Source organism: Geofilum rubicundum JCM 15548, assembly GCF_000974365.1.
GTDB classification, from domain to species: domain Bacteria; phylum Bacteroidota; class Bacteroidia; order Bacteroidales; family Marinilabiliaceae; genus Geofilum; species Geofilum rubicundum.
The window spans coordinates 1-21,587 of sequence record NZ_BAZW01000021.1 but is presented as its reverse complement, the minus strand read 5'-3'; the positions used below and the strand labels follow the sequence as shown (position 1 = coordinate 21,587).

The window sequence follows — 21,587 nt, the reverse complement described above, 5'->3', positions numbered from 1 at the left end:
ATTTAAATCCCTTTGCTATGCGTGCAACCAGTGCTTTTTTAGTGATCCTTTTAACCCACCTGATGACCAGCCCGTCATTAAACGCCCAGGAAACGGCTGTTAATTGGCTGGATAAGCAAATGCCGGAGCGCTTTTCGGGCACTACTTTTGGCGTACCCTGGGCCAAAGGCACTGTTCAGCCCCATCAAAGCTTTAACTTGTTGAGCGACAACGATGGTGCGTTACCGATACAGACCTGGCCTCTGGCCTTTTGGCCGGACGGCTCTGTTAAATGGACAGCAGTTGCGCTGGCTCCCGGTGAAGACCTGTCGGCCAACCTCAGGCTGGCCGCTGGCACACAAGCGGATCGCCCCAAAACCATTGCCTTGAGTGAGGATGACCATGCCATCACCATAAACACTGGTTCTATAGAAGCTGTGTTAAACAAACAGGGAAACAACATCATTCAATCGATACTGAAAAATGGTGTTAAGACAGCCAATAACGGACACTTAGTGGTATTGCGGCAAAACACCCCGGAGACAGATGCGAAGACGCCTGTGGTGACCACAGCCTTCAAGGGACAAATAAGTGGTATTGAAGTGGAACAGGACGGACCGGTTCGCGCAGTGGTTAAGGTGGAGGGGACACATATAGCCGGTAACAATGAAACCCTCCTGCCATTTGTCGTACGACTCTACTTTTATGCCGGTAGCGATAACATCCGGCTGATGCACACCATTATTTATGATGGAGATGAAGAAAAAGATTTTATCAGTGGCATCGGTTTAAGATTTGAAGTGCCCATGCACGCATCAGAATTGTACGACCGCCACATTCGTTTCACGGCTGAAGAGGGTGGTCTATTTGGTGAATCGGTACAGGGTCTCACCGGGTTGCGTCGCGATCCGGGTCAGGAAATTATTTCGGCTCAATTGGATGGACAAAAATTGCCGCCACTCGAAGCCTTTCCGGAAAGGGTCAGAAAGGGCCTGCCCTATATACCCTCTTTTGGCGATTACACCCTGCTTCAATCATCGCCGCATGCTTTTCAAATTCGAAAAAGAACACAAACAGGTCATACATGGCTGAACCCGGCTCAGGGAGAACGTTCCAACGGAGTAGCTATGCAGGATCACCTGCAGGCGGAATGGCCTTCGGCATCCAAAATTTTTGGCAATCATACCCTGCCCAGCTGGATATCCGCAACGCCATCAGTGACCAGGCCGAGGTGACGCTTTGGCTGTGGGCGCCAGACGCCAAGGCAATGGATTTGCGCTTTTACCATGATGGAATGGGTATGGATACCTATGAAGCGCAGTGGGAAGGACTGGAGATTACTTATGAAGACTATGAACCCGGTTTTGGACGCCCCATTGGCGTTGCCAGAACCAGTGAAATTAACCTCTGGGCGGTGAGTGCAACACCAGCCCGAGAGGACCTCGTTTCTTATGCGGCCTCGGTGGCACAACCACCGGTGCTCATGGCAGACATGAATCACATTCAGGAGAGTGGTGTATTCGGGGGACTGTGGACGGTTCAACAAGAAACGGAGCCACACCCGGTGAAGGCACAAATCAATGAGCGCCTGAATTGGCTGTTTGATTATTACCAGCAACAAGTGAAACAGCATAACTGGTATGGTTTCTGGGATTACGGTGATGTGATGCATACCTATGATCCGGATCGCCACGTCTGGCGATACGATGTGGGTGGTTACGCCTGGGACAATTCAGAATTGGCGACCGACATCTGGCTGTGGTACTATTTCCTGCATTCGGGCCGGGCTGATGCCTTTAGAATGGCAGAAGCCATGACCCGGCACACCGGTGAGGTGGATGTGCACCATATAGGACCGTTTGCCCCGCTGGGTTCCCGGCACAACGTGCTCCATTGGGGGTGCAGTGCCAAACAATTACGAATCAGCACCGTTGCCAACCGGCGCTTTTATTATTACTTAACGGCCGATGAACGCATCGGCGATTTAATGGACGAACAGCTGGAAGCCCATAAATCCTTACACGATGTGCCTCCCATGCGCAAGCGGGCCAATGTGGATGTTTCTGACTCGACCATGGTGGGACTGAGTTTTGGTACCGATTGGGGCTCAATAGCTTCGGCCTGGCTGACCGACTGGGAAAGAACCGGCAACGAAAAATCCTATCAGCGGCTTGTAAATAGCATGGAGACCATTGCTGCGCAGCCCAAGGGCTTTTTTACTGGGTCTGGCCGAATGAATGTTGAAAGCGGCGCCTTTGACATTTCTGATAGAAAGGGCATTAGCGTTTCGCACCTGAATGCGGTGTTCGGACTGGTCGAAATCTGTAGCGAATTGGTTGACTTGATCGATATGCCTGCTTTCGAAAGTGCCTGGATTCGATATTGCGAATTCTATAACGCCTCTCCCAACAAGCAGAAAAAGGAATTGGGAAGTGTATCGAACAATCGCAGTCTTCCGCAGGGGCACTCGAGATTAACAGCGTATGCCGCCATGAAAAAAAACAGTGACAAGCTGGCTGAAAGGGCTTGGAATGAGTTTACCCGAAATAATCCGGAAAAAACGCTTGCTATTCCGGAAGTAAAGGTGGTGGAAGGACCTTATTCCTTAAATCCGGTAAGCGAGGCAGAAGGGATATCAACCAATTATTCGGCCCAATGGGGTTTGGCGGCCCTGCAAATATTGCGCTTTATTGAGAATTTTCCGGAAGAATTGTAGCCAAATATAACCTGCATGGCGCATACAACAAATTAAGCATAATCAGACGGATGGATATTTGCATAGTAACACCAGGCCCCAACGGCACGCTCATTAATCAATACGGAGAAAAAACAAGCCCGCCTGCCAATTGGGCCTTTCAACCAGCTGGTGATGCCGGGATAACCCGAAAAATAACCGCGAAGGGTCAATACTGGCGGGTCCAAATAAAAAAGGGAAGGCGCACCATTTCTAAAGGGGTTTGGGCGCCTTCCCAAACCATTCGTCAAGCACAACAGGAAGTGGCAGCAGTGCGTGAGACGGAAGCTTATAAAAAAAAGCAACTTTCAGCGTTTGCCCGACGTGACCAAAAACAAAGCGCTTATGCGTCTGAGTTTTTTCAGACGATTCAACAATTTCTCAACTTTCACGAAACACACAAGGAGATTGAGAAGCGCATCGCCCATGCGGTGACTGCTCATGCCATTCCCATTGGGAGTGGCACCGTAGCGCGTACTTCCATGATTCCTATAGAAGAAAGGGCTTCACGTGCAGTCATTGCCTGGATGCGACACAACACCACCGCCTATGATCAACTCTCCATTAAACGCATTAAAGGAGAAAGGCGGCGGGTCCGGCGTTTATTGGCCGAGCATTCCGTTGCACTACTCAGGAAATATCGGCAAGGTATAGCTGTGGACGCCAACTGCCCGCTTCAAAAAGCAATTGGCCGCCCTGCTTAATCAAATGTGAACAGTATGTTCCATTCTATGGCCGCGCAACAATTGCTGAAGTTGTTGCAGGTTAGCGATGTTGGTTTCGATACACATGCCACACTCTGAGGAGATATGTTCCGGGACCGGTACTATTTTACAAATAAATTGCCGTTGCCGCAGCAGTTTATCGGCTTTAATCACCAGATGAACATTTTGAAAAGTAATAAGGACTATTGACATAACTAAAATCGACTGGCTATTTCTTTTAAGGCACCGAACAGGTAGACCAAATCATCCGGGAAGTGATAAGCAGACAAGGCAATACGCGTTGATCCTTGCGGAAAGGTTGAATAAAAGCGATGGGCTGCAGGTGCACAATGAAGGCCGGAACGCACCTCTAGGCCGTACTTATCATACAACTCACGTGCCAACTGTGAAGGAGATAACTCCGCGTGTGTGAAAGAGAAGCTGCCCCCCTGCTCATGTTCTGAGGAGGCACACAGCACTTTGAAACCTTTTAGTGAAGCTACAGATTGAATCCCCTTACGCAGGTCGGCCGATGTTGTCATTGGCTGAGGGACGTTATTAAGTGCCGCCAGCAAACCCACAATTCCAACGATATTCGGCGTTCCTGCCTGATACTTATCGGGCACAAAAGCAGGCATTTCAAAACTATCAGAAGCACTGCCTGTACCACCATGAATAAGTGGGGTTATATTTCCAGGCTCACGGGCGTAGAACCCACCCACACCGGTCGGCCCTAATAAACCTTTGTGTCCGGTAAAGGCAAAATAATCCACCCCCCATTCTTCAAGATGCAAGGGGATATGTCCAACCGACTGACTCCCATCTATCAGAACAGGAATATCTGCGGCCCATTTACAAATATCTGAAACAGGCTGCACAACACCACTCACATTACTTTGATGATTGATGACCACCAAACCAATATTAGAACGGGTAATTAGATCCAGGGCCTCAATATCAATCACACCATCGCTATGGGTCTTAAGCATTTCAATCGCGACCCCTTCCGTCTCTTTCAGAAATAACAAGGGACGCATCACGGCATTATGCTCAAGAGGTGAGACTAAAACCCGCTTACCACGTAATGACAATCCCTTTATTATGGTGTTAATGGCAGTGGTTGAATTGGCCGTGAAAGCGATTTGGGCACTATTAGATCCCCCCATCAATTCGGCCAATTTATCCCGGCATTCTTCTACTAATACAGTTGCTTCATAGGCGCGGCCATAAGCAGCTCTGCCATAGGTTCCTCCACCATCCTTTAAATATCTGGAGATCGCTTCAGCTACCTGAGGAGGTTTGGGAAAGGATGTGCCTGAGTTATCGAAGTAGGTATTCACAAAGTAATTATTTTAGCTGCATCGATGAGTTGTGAGGTTATAGCCATCATGTTACTGACCTTTCCAAGAGCCATTTTATCCTTTAACTGGTAATAATCGATGCAGGTGCCACACATTAAAATTTCAACACCTCTTTTTTCCAGCTCCTTCAAGGCGTTGGCAGAATCAGTGCCGTCCAAAGCCAAAAGCACCCCACTGTTGTATAGGACAATATGAGAAGGCAAGATTTTTTGGGTAATCAGATTATTCAAAAAGGATCGGGTGAGCATTTTTCCAAGCGCTTCATCCCCCACTCCCATACATTCACTTTTTATTTGCAAAAGGTATTGGTCCATTATTTCTTTATTTAAACTTGCCACCAAAATGGCAACAATTTCTGGGTTTGCCTACAAAAAACATGAAAAACATCAAACATTAGAGTCGGATACCAATCAGCAGGACGTCATCCACTTGCTCACCATTTCCCTTCCATTCTTCAAAAAACTGGTCATAAATGGTTTTCTGTTCACACATGGGCAAATGGTGATGCTCTATAAGCAATTGACGAAACCCGGTTGATTTTATTTTTTTATCATCGGGACCACCAAACTGACTGGCGTATCCATCTGTGAATAAGTAAAGAGCGTCCCCTTTTTGATAAGGAATGATATGATTGTGATAAGGCCTGTCAACTTCTCCTATAGAAACAGGCATATGATCGGCCGAAACAATGGTTAATTCATTATTTCGGATGATATACAGCGGGTTAAAAGCACCGGCGAACTCTATCTCTTTCCGGGTTCTGTCAATACTTAAAACCCCTATATCCATGCCATCTTTCACTTCACTTGATTCGGTCTGTTGAAAGGAATCAATAACAATACTCCTTAATCGATCCAGAATTTGTGAAGGAATGGAAACGCTTTGATAGCCCACAATCTGATTCAGATAGGCCACACCAAACATACTCATAAAGGCGCCCGGCACACCATGGCCGGTACTGTCAGCAGCTACCACCAACAATCGGCTGTCCACCTCTCCCACCCAATAAAAATCACCACTTACAATATCCCGGGGTTTTAACAGAACAAAATACTCCGGCATCACCTGATCCAAATACGTTTGTTTGGGTAGACTGGCATTTTGAATTTTTTGGGCATACCTGATACTATCTGTCAATTGCTTGTTCACCAATTCGATCTTCTGCAATAAACGCAGGTTCTGATCTCGGGCCATTTTAATGGTCAACTGGGTTTTTACACGCGCTTTTAACTCGGGAATATTAAATGGCTTGGTGATATAATCAACGGCGCCGACTTCAAAACCTTTTAAAATATGATCAGAATCGTTCTGTCCGGTAATGAAAATAACAGGAATATTCCTTGTAACAGCTCGCTCTTTCAATTTCCGGCAAGTTTCAAAACCATCCATTCCCGGCATGACCACGTCCAGCAATATAAGATCCGGCTTGGGCTCTGCAGTAGCTAACAGTAGGGCCTCTTTGCCATTAGTTGCCGTTAATAATGGATAGCGTTTAAGAATGTCTTTAAGAATCTCCAAATTAACATTGGAATCATCCACCAATAAAAGAACAGGTGCTTGTTGAAACATAGCGTTCAGTTTTATGGTTAATTAAATTTAATCAATTGGAATCGCTTTATCAAGCCCCTTGCCAAGCTTACCTGCCAATCTTCTCATAATCTTTAATTTGCACAACAACAAAAAAATCATTATCTTTATGAATTATTGCATATTGATAAACAGTTTTTTGATGCCATGCACATCCGTTAAACACTTGTAAATCTTCTTAATACAACTCATCACCAATAGCCCTTGCCGGCCATTCATACGAGATGCTTATAACAGATTATTAATAATAGAAAGGGGAACACTATGCAGGACAAAAAAGGGAATGTTATTAAATCGCCTGATTTAAACAAAATGCAAGCAGTAGTCATTGATGCCAGAACTACCATTTATATCAACGCTGAAGCCGATGCTGAAGAGGCAAGAAGCAGGTATATGGCTAGAAAAAATGAAGGCAAAAAGCCCTAATTGTACGCAAGATACCAATTAAGTCATCAAAACAATAACAGATTCCTATGGCGCATGATTCCCTTGTGCCGGAATCTGTTTTGTTGTTTATAGCAATTTTTTAATAAACCTTCGGAAATCTTTGGGGCAAACAGCTTAAATGCGAGCACCCTCTTATTAAACATCACTATTTAGTACAAAAAAATCCCTTTGCCTAAGCAAAGGGATTCTTTCAATTCATAAATACTTATAATGATATAAACTTAAGCAAGCTTAACATTTACTGCATTTAATCCTTTACGTCCTTCAGTCAAGTCAAAAACAACTTCGTCATTTTCATTGACAGTGTCAATCAGACCTGAAACGTGTACGAAATACTCTTCTGATGAGCTTTCATCTTTAATAAATCCGAAACCTTTGGTTTCATTGAAAAATTTTACTACTCCTTTATTCATGATAATATTGATATTAATTAATGATACAAACGTACGGTAATATTTTGGAAAATTCTAATCTTTTGAAAAAAAACACTTAATTTTATCACAATCTTTTAAAAAGGTCATTAGATTATTAGGTCGTTAGGTATTAGGTAAGAGCAAGTCCTTAATTATAAATCAATTAAGCATACAGGCAACTAAACCATAACTACTTGTAAATTAAGCAAATAAAAAACTTTTACGAACTATTGTCTTATAAAACAAGACATAAAACCCCGTTCTGTCATTAATCATTCTTCCATAAAAATACTTTCAACCAATGAGACCATTAACTGTTTTAATTTTTATCGGCATCGGCTGTTTAAGTCTGATAGCCTCATGTACGCCCCAAAAGGAAACAAGAAGTGACATGCAGAAAAAAGTAAATGATTTTGTAGAAGTGGAACTGACCACAGACCTCTCCCATTTGAGCGAGAATGAAAAACAGATGCTGCCCTTATTAATTGAAGCGGCCAGGATTATGGACCACATTTTCTGGACACAAGCCTACGGTGATAAAGACGTGCTGCTATCATCGGTTAAGGATGAAGCCACCAGAGCATTTATTGAAATCAATTATGGCCCCTGGGAAAGGTTGAACAACAACCAACCCTTTGTGGAAGGGGTGGGACCAAAACCGGCCGGTTCAGGCTTTTATCCGGCCGACATGACCACCGAAGAGTTTGAGGCTTTTGAATCGGACGATAAGCGCAGTCTATATACGCTCATTCGCCGCAATGCGGATGGATCATTGGTATCAGTTCCTTACAGCGTGGCGTACAGGGAACAGCATAAGGCAGCAGCCCTTTTGTTGCGACAGGCAGCAGAGCTGGCTGCGTACCAACCGCTGCAAGATTATTTGAACCTGCGGGCAGAGGCTTTGCTCACCGATGATTATCTGGCCAGCGATATGGCGTGGATGGACATGCGTGAGAACAACATCGATTTTGTAGTGGGTCCCATCGAGAACTACGAAGATGCACTTTTCAACTACAAAGCAGCCCATGAAGCTTACCTGCTCATAAAAGATATGGAATGGAGCCAGCGCCTGGATCGCTTCACGGCCTTGTTGCCCGACCTCCAGCAGGGTTTACCGGTGGATGACGCCTATAAGGCTGAAGTTCCCGGTAGCGACAGTGACATGGGGGTGTATGACGCGATTTACTATGCCGGCGATTGCAATGCCGGCAGTAAGACCATTGCCATTAATCTGCCCAACGATCCCATTGTTCATATTGAGAAAGGCAGTCGCAAACTCCAGCTAAAAAATGCCATGCGCTACAAATTCGATAAGATACTGGTACCCATCAGCGAGTTATTGATTGATGCAGCGCAACAGGAACACATCACTTTTGACGCCTTTTTTGAAAACACCATGTTTCACGAAGTGGCGCACGGCCTGGGCATTAAAAACACCATCAACGACAGGGGGACGGTCCGCGACGCACACAAGGAACTGTACAGCTCCATTGAGGAGAACAAGGCAGATATTCTCGGATTATATATGGTGGGACAATTGGTTGAAATGGGTGAGTTGAGTGAAAAAGATTTGATGGATAATTACGTCACCTTTATGGCAGGCATATTTCGCTCCGTTAGATTTGGAGCTGCTTCGGCCCATGGAAAATCCAATATGCTGAGTTTCTATTTCTTTGAACAGGAAGGCGCTTTTTCGCGCGATGCAGAAACCGAAACCTACAAAGTGGACTTTGAACGAATGAAAGCAGCCATCAATCAACTGGCTGAAAAAACACTCACACTGCAAGGCAATGGTGATTATGAAGGCGCTAAAGCTTTGTTGGCGGAAATGGGCTTTACCCGTGAAGCGCTGCAATCTGATTTAGACCGCATTAACCAATCAGGCATTCCCGTCGATATAAGGTTTAAGCAAGGTCCCGACTTGCTGGGCCTGCAATAAAGGCGGCATCTTAAGGTAAAATAGAAAAGGGGGCTCAAAGCCCCCTTTTCTATTTTAATGGCACAGCCACCAGTGACCTATTAGATTAAAATCAATTTCAAAATAAGACCTATGGCAATTTATTCTTGAGCTCCTGGTACTGGGTTGTGAACTTATCCCCTTCTTTTCCGCCCAACTCCTGATGGCGTTCATGAATTTTCTCTATGCGGTCAACCGGACTGGGGTGGGTGCTTAAATAGACTTCTACGGCAGATTGCTCTTCCGGGTCCATTTTCTCAAAGAAATAAGCCACGCCACGGGCATCATAATCCGTACGGTACAAATAAGTCACAGCCGCCTCATCTGCTTCATATTCATGATCACGACTAAATTTAAGCGAACCCAAGCCCATGGCCAGTGATTCTAAAATATCAACAGCGGTAGATTCATTGCTACCCAAAATGACAGACAACAAAACAGAGTATCCATATTGCTTCGTCATCACACTGGTGGAATGCCTTTTATCGGCATGGGCCATTTCGTGCGCCATGACTCCTGCCAATGAAGCTTCATTATCCAGAAACTTAATCAATCCGGTATAATAAAAAGTTTTTCCTCCCGGAACCGCAAAGGCGTTCAAAACGTTATCATCCTGAATAATATAAACATCCCAATCAAATCGATCGGCATACTTTAACTCTCCTGATGCCAGAATGCTGTTGCGAATATTTCTAACATGCGCATAAGCTTCCGGATATTCCGACTCTGACAATATGGGATAAGTGGCGGGATCTGCCAATATTTCAGCCAAAACTTCCTCACCGAACTGGATGTCCTGATTCACTGTGAAGAAGTTGACTTTGCCGTCATCACAACTACCTAACAGCAACGCTGCCAACACAGGAAATAAAAAAAACAGCTTTTTCATCTTCATCGATTTATTTAAAACAATCTGATTTACGCAAATCATCTGCCCAAAAACATTTACTGCACTACAAGAAATGGTATAAAAACACAATTTCTCCCTCATAGGCAGGCTTTCGATTGCCTTCAATCTCCAGTTTTACCCCAATATTGGCCTTTGTAACACCGCGAAGATTAACCGCATTAATTAATTTGGCCACCAATCGCACACGGCTGTTCACCAAAACCGGCTGATTAAACTTGAATTTTTCAATACCGTAGTTCACCTGAAGTTTTAGGTTTTTCACCTCTACAATCTGATTCCACAAATGTGGTAATAACGATAAAGTCAGGTAACCATGCGCAATGGTATCACCAAAGGGTGAGTCCGTTTTAGCCTTTTCCGGATCGGTATGTATCCACTGGTGATCAAGCGTGGCATCTGCAAACAAAAGAATCTGTTCCTGGGTAAACGTATGGTATTCTGAAATTCCTAACTCGTGTCCAATTAGTTTTTCCAACTCGTCAAAACTGTTAATCGTAACTTTGCTCATAGTGCTATTATTTAATTGTCAATAAGAAAACGCTTTGTTTTCCGTCCTCATCAGGACTATTGGTCACCTGACTTTATGGGGCGCCTGATCTTCTTGGACCCCTCATACATATCAAACTTCTGAAAGCGGCATTCCAGCGACCCGTTAAATAAAGTATGCTTTTCGGCCGGCTTCAGACTAATCACTTTAATGGCTTCGAAGTTAGAACTGATCACCCAAGCCTGCCAGCCATTGAATTTATGTTTCAACTGTGTACCTATTTCCGTGTAAAGCATCACGATATCCTTCGATTTTAAACGCTCATCGTAAGGCGGATTCATGATTACAATACCATTCCTGCCCTTGGGATGCACTTCACTAAAGGGCGCCACAGTAAAATCAATGTACTGCTTTAAACCAAAATCAAGTGCCGAATGCCTCGAAACATCAATCGCACTCAAGGCAATATCGCTACCGTTAATGCGCTCCGGCGGAGTCCGCACCTGATTCTTAGCTTCCTCGTAAACCTTTTTCCACAATTCCGGATCATAGTTGTTCCAACGTTGGAAACCAAACTCTTTTCGCTTCATGTTTGGTGCCATTCTGGCAGCAATCATGGTAGCCTCCATAACAATGGTACCCGAACCACACATGGGATCTAAAAAGGGCTGAGAACCGTCATAACCCGAAAGCATCACCAGTCCGGCAGCCAAAACCTCATTTATGGGAGCAGGATGTTCTTTGGTTCTGTAGCCACGGCGATTAAGCGGCTCATCAGAGCTGTCCATCGATAAGGTAAACTTATCTTCCGCCACATGCACATTAATTAAAAGGTTGGGCCGCTCCAAATTGACAGAGGGGCGTTTGCCCGTACGTTCTTTGAACTGGTCACAAATGGCGTCTTTTACACGCAAGGCCACAAACTTAGAATGGGTAAAATAACGTGAAAACACCACCGCATCAATGGCCAGCGTTTGATCTTCTTTCAGGTAGGGCGACCAGTCATAGGCTTTCACCGCGGCGTAAAGTTCATCTTCCTGCCGGGCAGAAAAAGTCGTTAGTGGTTGAAGAATGCGTATGGCAGTGCGCAACTGAAGGTTACTTTTATAAAGCAACTCCTTATTGGCATCAAAAGATACCGCCCTTTTAAGAATCTGAATGTTTTTGGCACCCAAGGCCTCTAACTCCCCTGCAAGCACCTGCTCCAGGCCATGAAATGTTTTTGCTACTAGCTTCACTTGAATACAATTATTATCGGTTATCAGCTACAACACGTCCCGTCCTTCAGGAACCGAATCAGCTTCTTCTCTATTTGGCCAGTTTGGCCATGCTAAGAATGGCACAAAAATAACACATCGCTTTTAAGTAACAATAAAAAAAAGGATGGCTCAACAAGAAACTGTTAAAATACAGATTAAAACAGTCTCTCAGCAGGCCATCCTTTTTTTTAGCTTACCGGGCTTTACTACTCAGCAGAATCGGCAGAACCACGCATGGTCATGATGTCGCGGTCAAATAAATACAAGCTGCCGTCGCCCACCAAATTCAGTTTATCCAATATGGCACGAGCCGAAGCCTCCTCTTCAATTTGCTCTTCAACAAACCACTGAATCCAATTGTGAGTGGTAAAATCCTTTTCATCGAGACAAACTTGTACAATGTCATTAATAGATTTGGAGACATACTGCTCATGTTCCAGAACCTGTTCAAACATCTTTTTGACACCATCAAAATCAACCGGCGGCTTTTCGAAACCGGGGATAATCGCACGGCCACTTCGCTCATTCACATAGTAAATGAATTTAAGCATGTGCATGCGTTCCTCATCGGCTTGCGCATATAACCATTTGGCAATGCCTTCCATCCCTTTACTTTCAGCCCAGCCAGCCATGGCCAGATAAAGATGTGATGAATAACCCTCTTTCTCAACCTGAGCTACCAGGGCTTTTTCTACTTTCTTATTCAGCATAACGATACTTTTTTAGTTTTATGTACCAAATATAAGGGTTTAAGCGACCAAAGGTTCAACATCTCCGGACCAAAATCCACAATTTGGAACCATTCTAATTAAACAACTTTCTAATCTGGCTGTTTACTAGAAGATTTTAGAAATCAATCATTTTTATTAACAAATTTTGCACTTTTTCCCTGACCAATCAAATGGTTCAATAAACTAGATCATTACCAGGTAAAACGAGAATTATGATAAAAAAAGTATTGGTAGCCAACCGTGGCGAAATTGCTGTTAGAATCGTCCGCTCCTGTCGTGAAATGGGCATTAGAAGTGTGGCGGTTTATTCAGACGCCGACCGCACATCTATGCATGTTAGATATGCCGACGAGGCCTATCGGCTGGGCCCTGCCCCTTCTTCCGAAAGTTATTTAAATATAGATAAGATAATATCCATCGCCAAAAAGAGCAAAGCAGATGCCATTCATCCGGGCTACGGTTTCTTATCGGAAAACACCGATTTTGCGAATCGCATTCTTCAGGCGGGACTGATATTTATTGGGCCCTCCGCTGAAGCCATAACAGCCATGGGCGATAAAATGACGGCCCGGTCACTGATGAAAAAAGCCGGCGTCACTATTGTACCCGGAACAGATGAACTCCCCGAAGCGGATGAAGACATAAAAAAATTGGCGCGTGAAATTGGCTACCCCGTGATGTTAAAGGCCTCTGCCGGTGGTGGTGGCAAAGGCATGCGCCTGGTGAAATCGGAAGAGGATTTAATTCCCTCGCTCCTGCGGGCTAAATCAGAGGCGCGTACTGCTTTTGGAAACGAGGCCGTGTATATGGAGAAATATCTGCTGGAGCCCCACCATATAGAATTTCAGATCATGGCTGATAACCATGGCCATGTGGTGCACCTCTTTGAAAGAGAATGCTCGGTGCAGCGCCGCCATCAAAAAGTGGTTGAAGAAACCCCTTCCCCATTCATAACCCCTGAACTACGGGCTGCCATGGCCGAACAAGCCATCGCAGCAGCCAAATCTGTCAACTACTCAGGGGCAGGAACGGTTGAATTTCTGGTCGACAAAGACCGAAATTTCTACTTCCTTGAAATGAACACCCGCCTGCAGGTAGAACACCCCATAACCGAGCGGGTGACGGGCATAGATATCGTAAAGGCACAAATAAAAGTAGCCAATAACGAACCCTTAGAAATGTCTCAAAATGAGATTATTCAACGCGGACATGCCATTGAGGCCCGCATCTATGCCGAGGATCCGGTCAATAATTTTAACCCCAGTCCGGGCTTAATACGCCACATAACGGAACCACTTGGCTTAGGTGTTCGGACGGATGGCTACGTTTATGAAGGTTTTGAAATACCCATGTATTACGATCCGCTCATTTCCAAACTCATTGTATGGGCGCCTACCCGCGCTGACGCCATAGAGCGCATGAAACGGGCGCTTTACGAATACAAAATAACCGGTGTTAAAACCAATATATCCTTTGTTCAAAGCATCATGCAAGCCCAACCCTTTGTGGATGGCAATTACAACACCCATTTCATTGATGACCATATTGATGAATTAACCAAACCGGATACAAGCGACGAGGAGAGCGAAGACATTGCCATGATCATGGCCTATCTGGATTATCAGAATCAACAAAATAAGCGCATGGATTTCACCAAGAAACAAAGCCCGGGTGGCTCTAACTGGAAAAACTTTGGTCGTTTATTCCGACACAATCCTTATTAAGATCAGCGCCAAATTTGAAGAAAAACTCAATTTTATTACAGATGAAACGAGCCAGAAGTCAGCCTTCCACACACAGGATAATGACTATCTGGCGAGTTCCATGTGGCAAATAAAACAAAATATAAACACATGAAAATGCATGTAAAATCAGGGAATAAAGAAAAATCCATCAAAGTTCTTAAAAAGGAGGGAGATATTTTTACCGTCTCCGTTGGAGAAAAGACCTACGAATTGGATGTGGTAAAAGTCGAAGAAGGCGTTTACTCCATTTTAAACAACGGAAACAGTATCAATATGGAAATGATTGCCAGCGACCAGCCAGGCAATTACAAGGTCAATACCCTCTATAATTCGTTCAACATTGACGTTCTTCCGGCTGTCGCATTTAGTCCGAACGGGAAAGTGAAAAAAGAGGCGCACCAGTTAATAAAATCCCCCATGCCCGGCAAAATCGTCAGAGTAAAAGTAAAAGTGGGTGACACGGTTGAAGCGGGCACGCCGTTGATAGTCCTTTCGGCCATGAAAATGGAGAACGAAATAAAAAGCGAAGGAAAGGGCACTGTGACCAAGGTAGCCGTAAAAGAAGATGATTTGGTAAAGGACGGACAATTAATGATTGATATAAAAGTTTAAGCCCCTCTTCAAAAATACCATCAAGACCAGTTTATCCCCTCTTCACTAAAAGAATGAGGGGAAAACTGGTCTCCATCCCATTCCCATAAATGGGTAAAGCCAGCCTTTAACAGGAGCTCAGCAACTTCCGCAAAACCTGATAATAAGGCTTCCGGACGGTGTGCATCGCTGTTAATGGTGACGCGAACGCCATTATCAAACATGTATTTGAAATGGTCCTGCGACGGAAAAAAGATGCCTTTGCGTGTAAAATACTTGGTATTGATTTCAACAACAACCTGCTTTTCGGCCGCCAATTTTAAAAGGTCATGAACCTCCCGGATGTACCATTCATCGGTCTCACTAAAATGAGGGTGCACCAAATTGTGCATGCGAATCTTATCACAATGACCTAAAATATCCGGACTTCCCTCCATCAACATTTGGCGCTGAAGTTCAAAATATCTTTGGATGGCCAACTGAACATCCCCTTTAAATATTTCCTGGATACCTTCTGCAAACTCGCTGTTACTGTTGTCAATTGACCAGTGGTTGCCGTTGGGAAGCCGGTCGACATAATGTACCGAACCAACCACATAATCGAGGCCCAAAGCCTGAATGTCGGGGTGGTTGGGACCCATAATACCGGGAATAAAATCCACCTCTAAAGATTTAAGAACCGTCAAGCCCTGCGGGGCATTCCGCGTAACCTGATCTATTTCTGTCAAATAATCGTCCAATTTGTCGGCCGGCATCGTCCACCCCGTTTCAAATGGCAAGGGTGCATGACACGAAAATCCAATGACCCGCATTTGCTGTTTCAGGGCCTCTTTTACATAGGCCTCAGGCACTTCCTTTCCATCGCAATAGTAGCAATGACCATGATAATTACTCCAACTCATACCTTCGTCTGTTTTGCATGTATTCTATTCAAAAGTAAGACAAAATCGGATGAATAAAAAAACAACAGAACCATAGAATTTGACTATTTTTGCCACTTCAAAAGAAAGACCACATGACATTCAAAGAAGAAATAAAAAGAAGACGCACTTTTGGAATTATTAGTCACCCCGATGCCGGAAAAACAACCCTCACTGAAAAACTACTTTTATTTGGTGGTGCCATTCATGTAGCAGGAGCTGTTAAATCCAATAAAATAAAAAAAACGGCCACCTCCGACTTCATGGAAATTGAAAAGCAAAGGGGAATTTCAGTGGCTACTTCTGTCATGGGTTTTGATTACAAAGGTTATAAAGTCAACATTCTGGACACACCCGGTCACCAGGATTTTGCTGAAGACACCTATCGGACATTAACAGCCGTTGACAGTGTTATTATTGTGATTGATGCTGCCAAAGGTGTGGAAAGTCAAACCCGAAAACTCATGGAGGTTTGTCGCATGCGCAACACGCCGGTGATGGTTTTTGTCAACAAACTGGACCGGCCGGGTCGCGATGCCTTCGAAATTCTGGACGAAATTGAAGAAGAACTAAAAATTGGGGTGCGTCCCCTGGCCTGGCCCATTGGCAATGGTACGGAGTTCCGTGGCGTTTACAATATATTCGAAGAAAACCTGTACCTGTTCACACCCAACAAGCAGACGCTTGAGCAAGGCATTGAATTCAAAGACATCCAGGATTCGAAATTGGATGACTATGTTTCTCCAAGAGCAGCAGCAACGCTGCGTGAAGACATCGAATTGGTACAAGGTGTCTATCCCGCATTTGACCATGAGGAGTACCTGAAAGGAAAACTGGCTCCCGTATTTTTTGGGAGTGCGCTTAATAATTTCGGGGTTCAGGAATTGTTACACGCCTTCCTTCAAATAGCTCCGTCGCCGTTGCCATCAAAAACCGAAACACGTGAGGTTGAACCCGATGAAAACAAATTCTCCGGATTTGTATTTAAGATTCATGCCAACATGGATCCCAATCACCGCAACCGTTTGGCCTTCGTAAAAATATGTTCTGGTCATTTTCAGCGTAACACCAATTACTTGCATGTCCGTTTGGGCAAGCAAATGAAATTCAGCAGTCCCACCGCCTTCATGGCCGAAAAGAAGTCCATTATTGATGAGGCTTTTCCGGGAGATATCGTAGGCATACCCGATTCCGGTAATTTCAAAATCGGAGATTCCATTTCTGAAGGCGAAGTCCTTAATTTTAAAGGGTTACCAAGCTTTTCGCCTGAGCTGTTTCAATACATTGAAAATGCCGACCCTATGAAATCGAAGCAGTTGGCCAAGGGGATCGACCAACTGATGGATGAAGGTGTGGCACAGCTTTTTACCAACCAGTTCAATGGACGAAAAATTATTGGCACAGTAGGTGCCCTGCAGTTTGAGGTGATCCAATACCGTTTGTTGCATGAATACGGAGCCTCCTGTCGCTATGAACCCATTCATTTGTACAAGGCCTGCTGGATTCAGTCGGATGACCCCAAACAGCTGGATGACTTTAAAAAGCGGAAAACGCAGTTTATGGCTAAAGACAAGCATGGCAGAGATGTTTTTTTGGCAGACTCTTCCTACATGCTTCAAATGGCACAGGAAAGTTTTAAAAACATAAAATTTCATTTCACCTCCGAATTCTAATGCTTCGATAGTCCGGCCTCCCTGTTGGTTATTATTGACATTTCATTTAACTTTGATTAATGAATAAATCAGCCGCATGAGCGGCTGATGCTTCTATTAAATTAAATACAAGAAACCAGCGTAAAAATGACTACCAATCTCCTGGAAGAAGGACTTCGTTTAACCTTAGAGAAGCGTGTGGAGCCCGAAGATTTGGCCAGTACACTTGAAACATCGAGCGTACAAGCCTTATCCACCTCTTCCCTTATACTGATTATAGAGAAAGCAGTGGCCAATTTAATTGGCCCCTACCTGAAAGAGGATGAAGAAACGGTCAGCACAGCCATCAATATTAAGCATTTCAAACCGGTAGGTTTAGGACACAAAGTACGGTGCATCGTCCATCTTAAATATATTGAAAATAAAAAGTTATTTTTTGACATTGCCATTTTCAATGAAAATCATGAAGAACTGGCCATTGGAGCTCACAGCCGCTATATTATTAATAAAAACAGTTTTGACGCATCCCTTAAATAGTCTTTTTTAGGAAAATGCCAAATACGGTCCCGAAAAATCTGGATAAACCTTATTCGTGATATTAACGCATTCTTCAAAAGACCAATAATCAGCAGGTAATTAAACAGCCTGCATAACCCCGACAAAAAAGAGAACAGCATATGGATTTTTTATATGAAGGATTTTGGTTTACCTGGGTATTTATCCCACTTCTCATTTTTTTAGCGCGCGTTTCTGACGTAACCATTGGTACGCTGCGTATTGTATTTGTGTCCAAAGGATTTAAAATATTAGCACCTATTTTAGGCTTCTTCGAAGTTTTTATATGGTTATTGGCCATGAGTAAAATCATCCAAAATCTGGATTACTGGATGTATTATATTGCTTATTCTGCTGGATTTGCTGTAGGAAATTATGTGGGTCTGATAATAGAAGAAAGATTGGCCTTGGGATTTGTGAATCTGCGCATCATCACCCACGAACAGGGTGATGCTCTGATAAAAAGGCTGGCCAACGAAGGCTTTGGCGTAACAGCCACCGACGCATGGGGACCCGTTCAAGGGTGAATATTATATACTGCGTCATCAAACGCAGCGATTACAAGCTGGTGGCCAATATCATTAAAGAATACAACCCCAGAGCCTTCTATACCATAGAAGACATCCGTTTTGCCAGTCAGGGCGTGTTCCCTACCCGCTCCATCATGCGGGGCTATGGCAGTTTCCCCTGGCGCAAAGGCAAGTAGGATTTTGACCGGCACAATCCGGTTAATTTGCTTGCATACCCCGTTTCAAAATGCTATATTTGTTATACGTTCATTGAAACAAAAGAAACCGCATCAGTTACTAGTGATTGTTAAACTCAACACTAATAACATACCGAGTAAGCTATCTTTTTTAAGGACAGGCCTCGCCCTTCGGGGATATCGAAAGATACGGAGGATCTTCGCGATTGAGATGCACTCAAATTCCTGTTTTCTAGGAGTTTAATTAGTCTCAACTGGTGCGGCTCCCATAATAAGGCAGCATTTTTTTCGAAAAAATGCTGCCTTTTAATTCTAAATCATGCACCTATTGACTTCGAGCGATTAAAAATAAGACCTGAAATCAGAAAATGTGCCAAGTGTTTAGGTCGATAATTCCATCTACAAATCACGTAACAGTTTATTGGCCGGCATTTCAATCTGAACTTTATTAAACTCATCCAAAATGCCACGCAAGGTCTTATAATCCGCCGTTTCTTCAAAATGAAAATCAGATGCCCCGGACTTCTCCAGTTTCTGAACAATGCAGGTAATGGTCATTTTGTCAATATCAAAAGCAGGAACATAGCCCGCTTCCTTTTCATTATCCTCAAAATTAACTTCCACTAAAATGCCAGAATTCTTTAATTTATGAATTAACTCGGACACCAAACGGATCGGTAATTTAAGGTTCAGCGACAGATCAGATAAACTGGGGGCAGGCCATTCATTTTTGAAACAACCTACGACATATTTTACGACCAACAAACTTACCAATCGGCGATAGTCATCACTTATTGTCTGCGTATCTGCATCAAACTCATAACTTTTTTCATTTTGATGCGCATAGGATAACTCAGCGCCTAATAAAACGATTAACCATGACACGTTCATCCATATTAAAAACAAAGGCAAAGCAGCAAAGCTACCGTAAATAGCGTTGTATTTCGACATGCCCACCTGAAAAGTAATGTAGGCAAACTGGACAACAAGAAATAGTGTGCCTGCCACCATGCCCCCAAATAAGGCAGAAGTGAAGTGTACTTTGGTGTTGGGCATGAGCATAAACATCATGGTAAACACCACCCAAATCAGAAGATATGGGGAGGCCCAGGCAATGATGGGCGTGGCAATTTTTCCTAAATTAAAAACATCAATGGAATTGGTGATAAAAACCATAAAACTGGACGATACTACCAGTAAAACAGTAGATACCAACATAAATGAAATATAGTCGCTAAATTTGCGAACCATGCTACGGGCTGTTTTAATGTCCCAAATGTCGTTGAATGACGATTCTATATCACTCAAAATCTTTATAACACTAAATAGAAGGATCACTACACCCACACCGGCAATCATCCCCCCTTTGGTATTATCCAAATAACTCAAGGCAAATTCTTGTACCCATTGTACGACTTCCTCGTGACCGGTTAAACGGTTATGCAGTTGCTCTTCCAGACTTTCCCGAAAACCAAAGCCCTTGGCAATGGCAAAAGCCAGAGCCACAACAGGAACTACTGAAAGCAAGGAGTAATAGGTAAGCGCTGAAGCCTTTACCATACAATCATCAATAAGAAAACGCTTAACGGCCAAAACAAAAATGCGGAAAGTCCGAATAACCCAAAACTGTCGCGAGGAAGTATTATCCTTGCGCATGCGCCAGATATCCTCCTCTATAAATTTTTGTATGGCTTTTACTTTCTCACTAATCACAATCAAGGGAATTAAAATGGTTTGCAGAAAAAATAAATTGAAGCAGCAAGCCTGTAAGCCGGATCCTGTACCAAATAAATTTGGCGCCTGTCATTAATCTAAGGTTTTAGTCACCTATAACCTTTAGCGACCTACCCTTCCCGGCTGTTTTCAACAGGGCGAGCAACCCTGCTCCCAGAGGGAACCGGGATATACATGGTCTTGCAACCCACGTTACGTACGGCTACCATAGTCACCTACAGTACCGGTGGGCTCTTACCCCACCTTTTCACCCTTACCCCGACAAGCAGGGCGGTTGTTCTCTGTTACGCTACAATACCCTTGCGGACATCTTCCCGTTAGGAAGCGTGGTGCTCTGTGTTGTCCGGACTTTCCTCTGACTGCAAAAAAGCAGTCAACGACAGGCCGGCCTGCTGCACAATTTATTCTATTTTAAAGGAGGCATACTTTTCAACGGGTACCAAAAAGGCATCCGGATATCCGCTCTGCCGTACCTTTGACAACTCATCAAGAGCAACTGCCCCATCAAAGTTACCGACACAATATCGATAAATACGATCCCGCATATAATATTCCTGAACATCCTCAAATTCTTCAAATTCACTGACATATACCGGGTACCGAAGGGCTGCCACCTGTATGGTATACGCCACTCCGGCAACAGGTTGCGCATTTTTATCGATAACCAGTGTCTGATTCGAATTCTTTAAAGAGATTTTTCGTGTATTAAGCACAAAAACATCAGAAAACCCCTGAGCTTTAAGTGCCTCCAAATCACGTGCTGCCTGTCCAAATGTGTCATATTCGCCTATCGTATACCTGACAAATCCATCGGTACAAATGAATTCTCTGGCCTGTGTCAATGTCGTGAAAAACGCAGCATTACCAGGGGGCTCTTTCAGAGCTACCACTTGAATGGTATAGTAGGGGGCAGTTATAGATTCCACGGTGACAATTTTTCTGGCACTTCTAAGATGCGCCAGCTTATCGCCATAAGCCGATAGGGCAGAAAAAACAAACAGGGTTAATATAAAGGTTCGTATCAGCTTCATTGCTTAATATTTTAATTAAAACAATCCATCTTGTCAAAATTCGCAATTTTCCATAACATATGAAAGTATTAGCGTCCAAAAGCC

General features: G+C 43.9%; 22 protein-coding genes, 1 other RNA gene and 1 pseudogene. 11 read left to right on the top strand and 13 right to left on the bottom strand.

What is annotated here, in order from left to right; all coding sequences use genetic code 11:
- Nucleotides 1–17: 17 nt before the first annotated feature.
- The 3 genes and pseudogenes from JCM15548_RS25455 to JCM15548_RS10730 all read left to right on the top strand — a co-directional run.
- Nucleotides 18–1,375: pseudogene (locus tag JCM15548_RS25455) on the top strand (exo-rhamnogalacturonan lyase family protein); the annotation flags it as partial.
- An 87-nt stretch (nucleotides 1,376–1,462) separates the two neighbouring features.
- Nucleotides 1,463–2,695: an exo-rhamnogalacturonan lyase family protein gene (locus JCM15548_RS25450; protein WP_369403693.1), complete on the top strand. Its 1,233-nt coding sequence runs from the start codon at nucleotides 1,463–1,465 to the stop codon at nucleotides 2,693–2,695.
- Nucleotides 2,696–2,745: 50 nt separating this feature from the next.
- Nucleotides 2,746–3,417 carry a DUF2293 domain-containing protein gene (locus JCM15548_RS10730; protein WP_062125168.1) on the top strand — a complete coding sequence of 224 codons (672 nt, stop codon included), beginning with the start codon at nucleotides 2,746–2,748 and terminating at the stop codon, nucleotides 3,415–3,417.
- On the opposite strand, the gene JCM15548_RS10725 is transcribed toward JCM15548_RS10730, so the two are convergent.
- The 4 genes from JCM15548_RS10725 to JCM15548_RS10710 form a co-directional block, all read right to left on the bottom strand.
- Nucleotides 3,418–3,630 (bottom strand): putative Se/S carrier protein, encoded by a 213-nt coding sequence (locus JCM15548_RS10725; protein WP_062125166.1) that lies wholly within the window; start codon nucleotides 3,628–3,630, stop codon nucleotides 3,418–3,420. It abuts the gene before it with no gap.
- A gap of 2 nt (nucleotides 3,631–3,632) precedes the next feature.
- On the bottom strand, nucleotides 3,633–4,757 hold the full coding sequence (locus JCM15548_RS10720) for an aminotransferase class V-fold PLP-dependent enzyme (RefSeq protein ID WP_062125164.1): 1,125 nt from the start codon (nucleotides 4,755–4,757) through the stop codon (nucleotides 3,633–3,635).
- Nucleotides 4,754–5,092: a sulfurtransferase-like selenium metabolism protein YedF gene (gene yedF / locus JCM15548_RS10715; protein WP_083985089.1), complete on the bottom strand. Its 339-nt coding sequence runs from the start codon at nucleotides 5,090–5,092 to the stop codon at nucleotides 4,754–4,756. Before yedF ends, JCM15548_RS10720 begins: the two co-directional genes overlap by 4 nt.
- A gap of 79 nt (nucleotides 5,093–5,171) precedes the next feature.
- Nucleotides 5,172–6,347: a PP2C family protein-serine/threonine phosphatase gene (locus tag JCM15548_RS10710; RefSeq protein WP_062125159.1), complete on the bottom strand. Its 1,176-nt coding sequence runs from the start codon at nucleotides 6,345–6,347 to the stop codon at nucleotides 5,172–5,174.
- Nucleotides 6,348–6,629: 282 nt separating this feature from the next.
- Here JCM15548_RS10710 and JCM15548_RS21650 point away from each other — a divergent pair, with 282 nt between their 5' ends.
- Nucleotides 6,630–6,791, top strand: a complete 162-nt coding sequence (locus JCM15548_RS21650) for a hypothetical protein (RefSeq protein WP_157482663.1) — start codon at nucleotides 6,630–6,632, stop codon at nucleotides 6,789–6,791.
- A gap of 242 nt (nucleotides 6,792–7,033) precedes the next feature.
- Here the strand turns inward: JCM15548_RS21650 and JCM15548_RS10705 are convergent, their stop codons facing one another.
- Complete coding sequence (locus tag JCM15548_RS10705; protein ID WP_062125157.1) at nucleotides 7,034–7,225, bottom strand: cold-shock protein; 192 nt, start codon at nucleotides 7,223–7,225, stop codon at nucleotides 7,034–7,036.
- Nucleotides 7,226–7,526: 301 nt separating this feature from the next.
- Here JCM15548_RS10705 and JCM15548_RS10700 point away from each other — a divergent pair, with 301 nt between their 5' ends.
- A complete protein-coding gene (locus JCM15548_RS10700; protein WP_062125155.1) occupies nucleotides 7,527–9,164 on the top strand; it encodes a DUF8614 domain-containing protein in 1,638 nt (545 codons plus the stop codon).
- A gap of 109 nt (nucleotides 9,165–9,273) precedes the next feature.
- Here JCM15548_RS10700 and JCM15548_RS10695 read toward each other — a convergent pair whose 3' ends face one another.
- The 4 genes from JCM15548_RS10695 to JCM15548_RS10680 all read right to left on the bottom strand — a co-directional run bounded on the left by JCM15548_RS10695 (nucleotide 9,274) and on the right by JCM15548_RS10680 (nucleotide 12,548).
- On the bottom strand, nucleotides 9,274–10,071 hold the full coding sequence (locus tag JCM15548_RS10695) for a M48 family metalloprotease (protein ID WP_062125153.1): 798 nt from the start codon (nucleotides 10,069–10,071) through the stop codon (nucleotides 9,274–9,276).
- Nucleotides 10,072–10,135: 64 nt separating this feature from the next.
- Nucleotides 10,136–10,600 carry a MaoC family dehydratase gene (locus tag JCM15548_RS10690; protein WP_062125151.1) on the bottom strand — a complete coding sequence of 155 codons (465 nt, stop codon included), beginning with the start codon at nucleotides 10,598–10,600 and terminating at the stop codon, nucleotides 10,136–10,138.
- A gap of 56 nt (nucleotides 10,601–10,656) precedes the next feature.
- Nucleotides 10,657–11,817 (bottom strand): THUMP domain-containing class I SAM-dependent RNA methyltransferase, encoded by a 1,161-nt coding sequence (locus JCM15548_RS10685; protein WP_062125149.1) that lies wholly within the window; start codon nucleotides 11,815–11,817, stop codon nucleotides 10,657–10,659.
- A gap of 227 nt (nucleotides 11,818–12,044) precedes the next feature.
- On the bottom strand, nucleotides 12,045–12,548 hold the full coding sequence (locus JCM15548_RS10680) for a ferritin (RefSeq protein WP_062125146.1): 504 nt from the start codon (nucleotides 12,546–12,548) through the stop codon (nucleotides 12,045–12,047).
- 233 nt (nucleotides 12,549–12,781) lie between these two features.
- Here JCM15548_RS10680 and accC point away from each other — a divergent pair, with 233 nt between their 5' ends.
- Both accC and JCM15548_RS10670 read left to right on the top strand, forming a co-directional pair.
- A complete protein-coding gene (gene accC, locus JCM15548_RS10675) occupies nucleotides 12,782–14,293 on the top strand; it encodes an acetyl-CoA carboxylase biotin carboxylase subunit (RefSeq protein ID WP_062125143.1) in 1,512 nt (503 codons plus the stop codon).
- Between the two features lie 129 nt (nucleotides 14,294–14,422).
- Complete coding sequence (locus JCM15548_RS10670; protein ID WP_062125139.1) at nucleotides 14,423–14,926, top strand: acyl-CoA carboxylase biotin carboxyl carrier protein subunit; 504 nt, start codon at nucleotides 14,423–14,425, stop codon at nucleotides 14,924–14,926.
- A gap of 20 nt (nucleotides 14,927–14,946) precedes the next feature.
- Here the strand turns inward: JCM15548_RS10670 and JCM15548_RS10665 are convergent, their stop codons facing one another.
- A complete protein-coding gene (locus JCM15548_RS10665; RefSeq protein ID WP_062125134.1) occupies nucleotides 14,947–15,807 on the bottom strand; it encodes a histidinol-phosphatase in 861 nt (286 codons plus the stop codon).
- A gap of 113 nt (nucleotides 15,808–15,920) precedes the next feature.
- Between JCM15548_RS10665 and JCM15548_RS10660 the strand changes: the two genes are divergently transcribed.
- The 4 genes from JCM15548_RS10660 (at nucleotide 15,921) to JCM15548_RS23845 (ending at nucleotide 18,738) form a co-directional block, all read left to right on the top strand.
- Nucleotides 15,921–17,498: a peptide chain release factor 3 gene (locus tag JCM15548_RS10660; RefSeq protein WP_062125130.1), complete on the top strand. Its 1,578-nt coding sequence runs from the start codon at nucleotides 15,921–15,923 to the stop codon at nucleotides 17,496–17,498.
- Between the two features lie 126 nt (nucleotides 17,499–17,624).
- Nucleotides 17,625–18,014, top strand: coding sequence for a thioesterase family protein (locus JCM15548_RS10655; RefSeq protein WP_062125125.1), 390 nt, complete (start codon nucleotides 17,625–17,627; stop codon nucleotides 18,012–18,014).
- A 140-nt stretch (nucleotides 18,015–18,154) separates the two neighbouring features.
- Nucleotides 18,155–18,559 carry a DUF2179 domain-containing protein gene (locus tag JCM15548_RS10650; protein ID WP_227625713.1) on the top strand — a complete coding sequence of 135 codons (405 nt, stop codon included), beginning with the start codon at nucleotides 18,155–18,157 and terminating at the stop codon, nucleotides 18,557–18,559.
- Nucleotides 18,538–18,738, top strand: a complete 201-nt coding sequence (locus JCM15548_RS23845; RefSeq protein ID WP_227625712.1) for a DUF2179 domain-containing protein — start codon at nucleotides 18,538–18,540, stop codon at nucleotides 18,736–18,738. The genes JCM15548_RS10650 and JCM15548_RS23845 overlap by 22 nt, the downstream gene beginning before the upstream one ends.
- Before the next feature lie 399 nt (nucleotides 18,739–19,137).
- Here JCM15548_RS23845 and JCM15548_RS10645 read toward each other — a convergent pair whose 3' ends face one another.
- The 3 genes from JCM15548_RS10645 to JCM15548_RS10635 form a co-directional block, all read right to left on the bottom strand.
- On the bottom strand, nucleotides 19,138–20,451 hold the full coding sequence (locus JCM15548_RS10645; RefSeq protein WP_227625711.1) for a YihY/virulence factor BrkB family protein: 1,314 nt from the start codon (nucleotides 20,449–20,451) through the stop codon (nucleotides 19,138–19,140).
- Nucleotides 20,452–20,489: 38 nt separating this feature from the next.
- Nucleotides 20,490–20,868, bottom strand: an RNA gene (gene rnpB / locus JCM15548_RS10640) — RNase P RNA component class A.
- Between the two features lie 5 nt (nucleotides 20,869–20,873).
- Nucleotides 20,874–21,503 carry an SPOR domain-containing protein gene (locus JCM15548_RS10635; RefSeq protein WP_062125120.1) on the bottom strand — a complete coding sequence of 210 codons (630 nt, stop codon included), beginning with the start codon at nucleotides 21,501–21,503 and terminating at the stop codon, nucleotides 20,874–20,876.
- Nucleotides 21,504–21,587 lie beyond the last annotated feature (84 nt).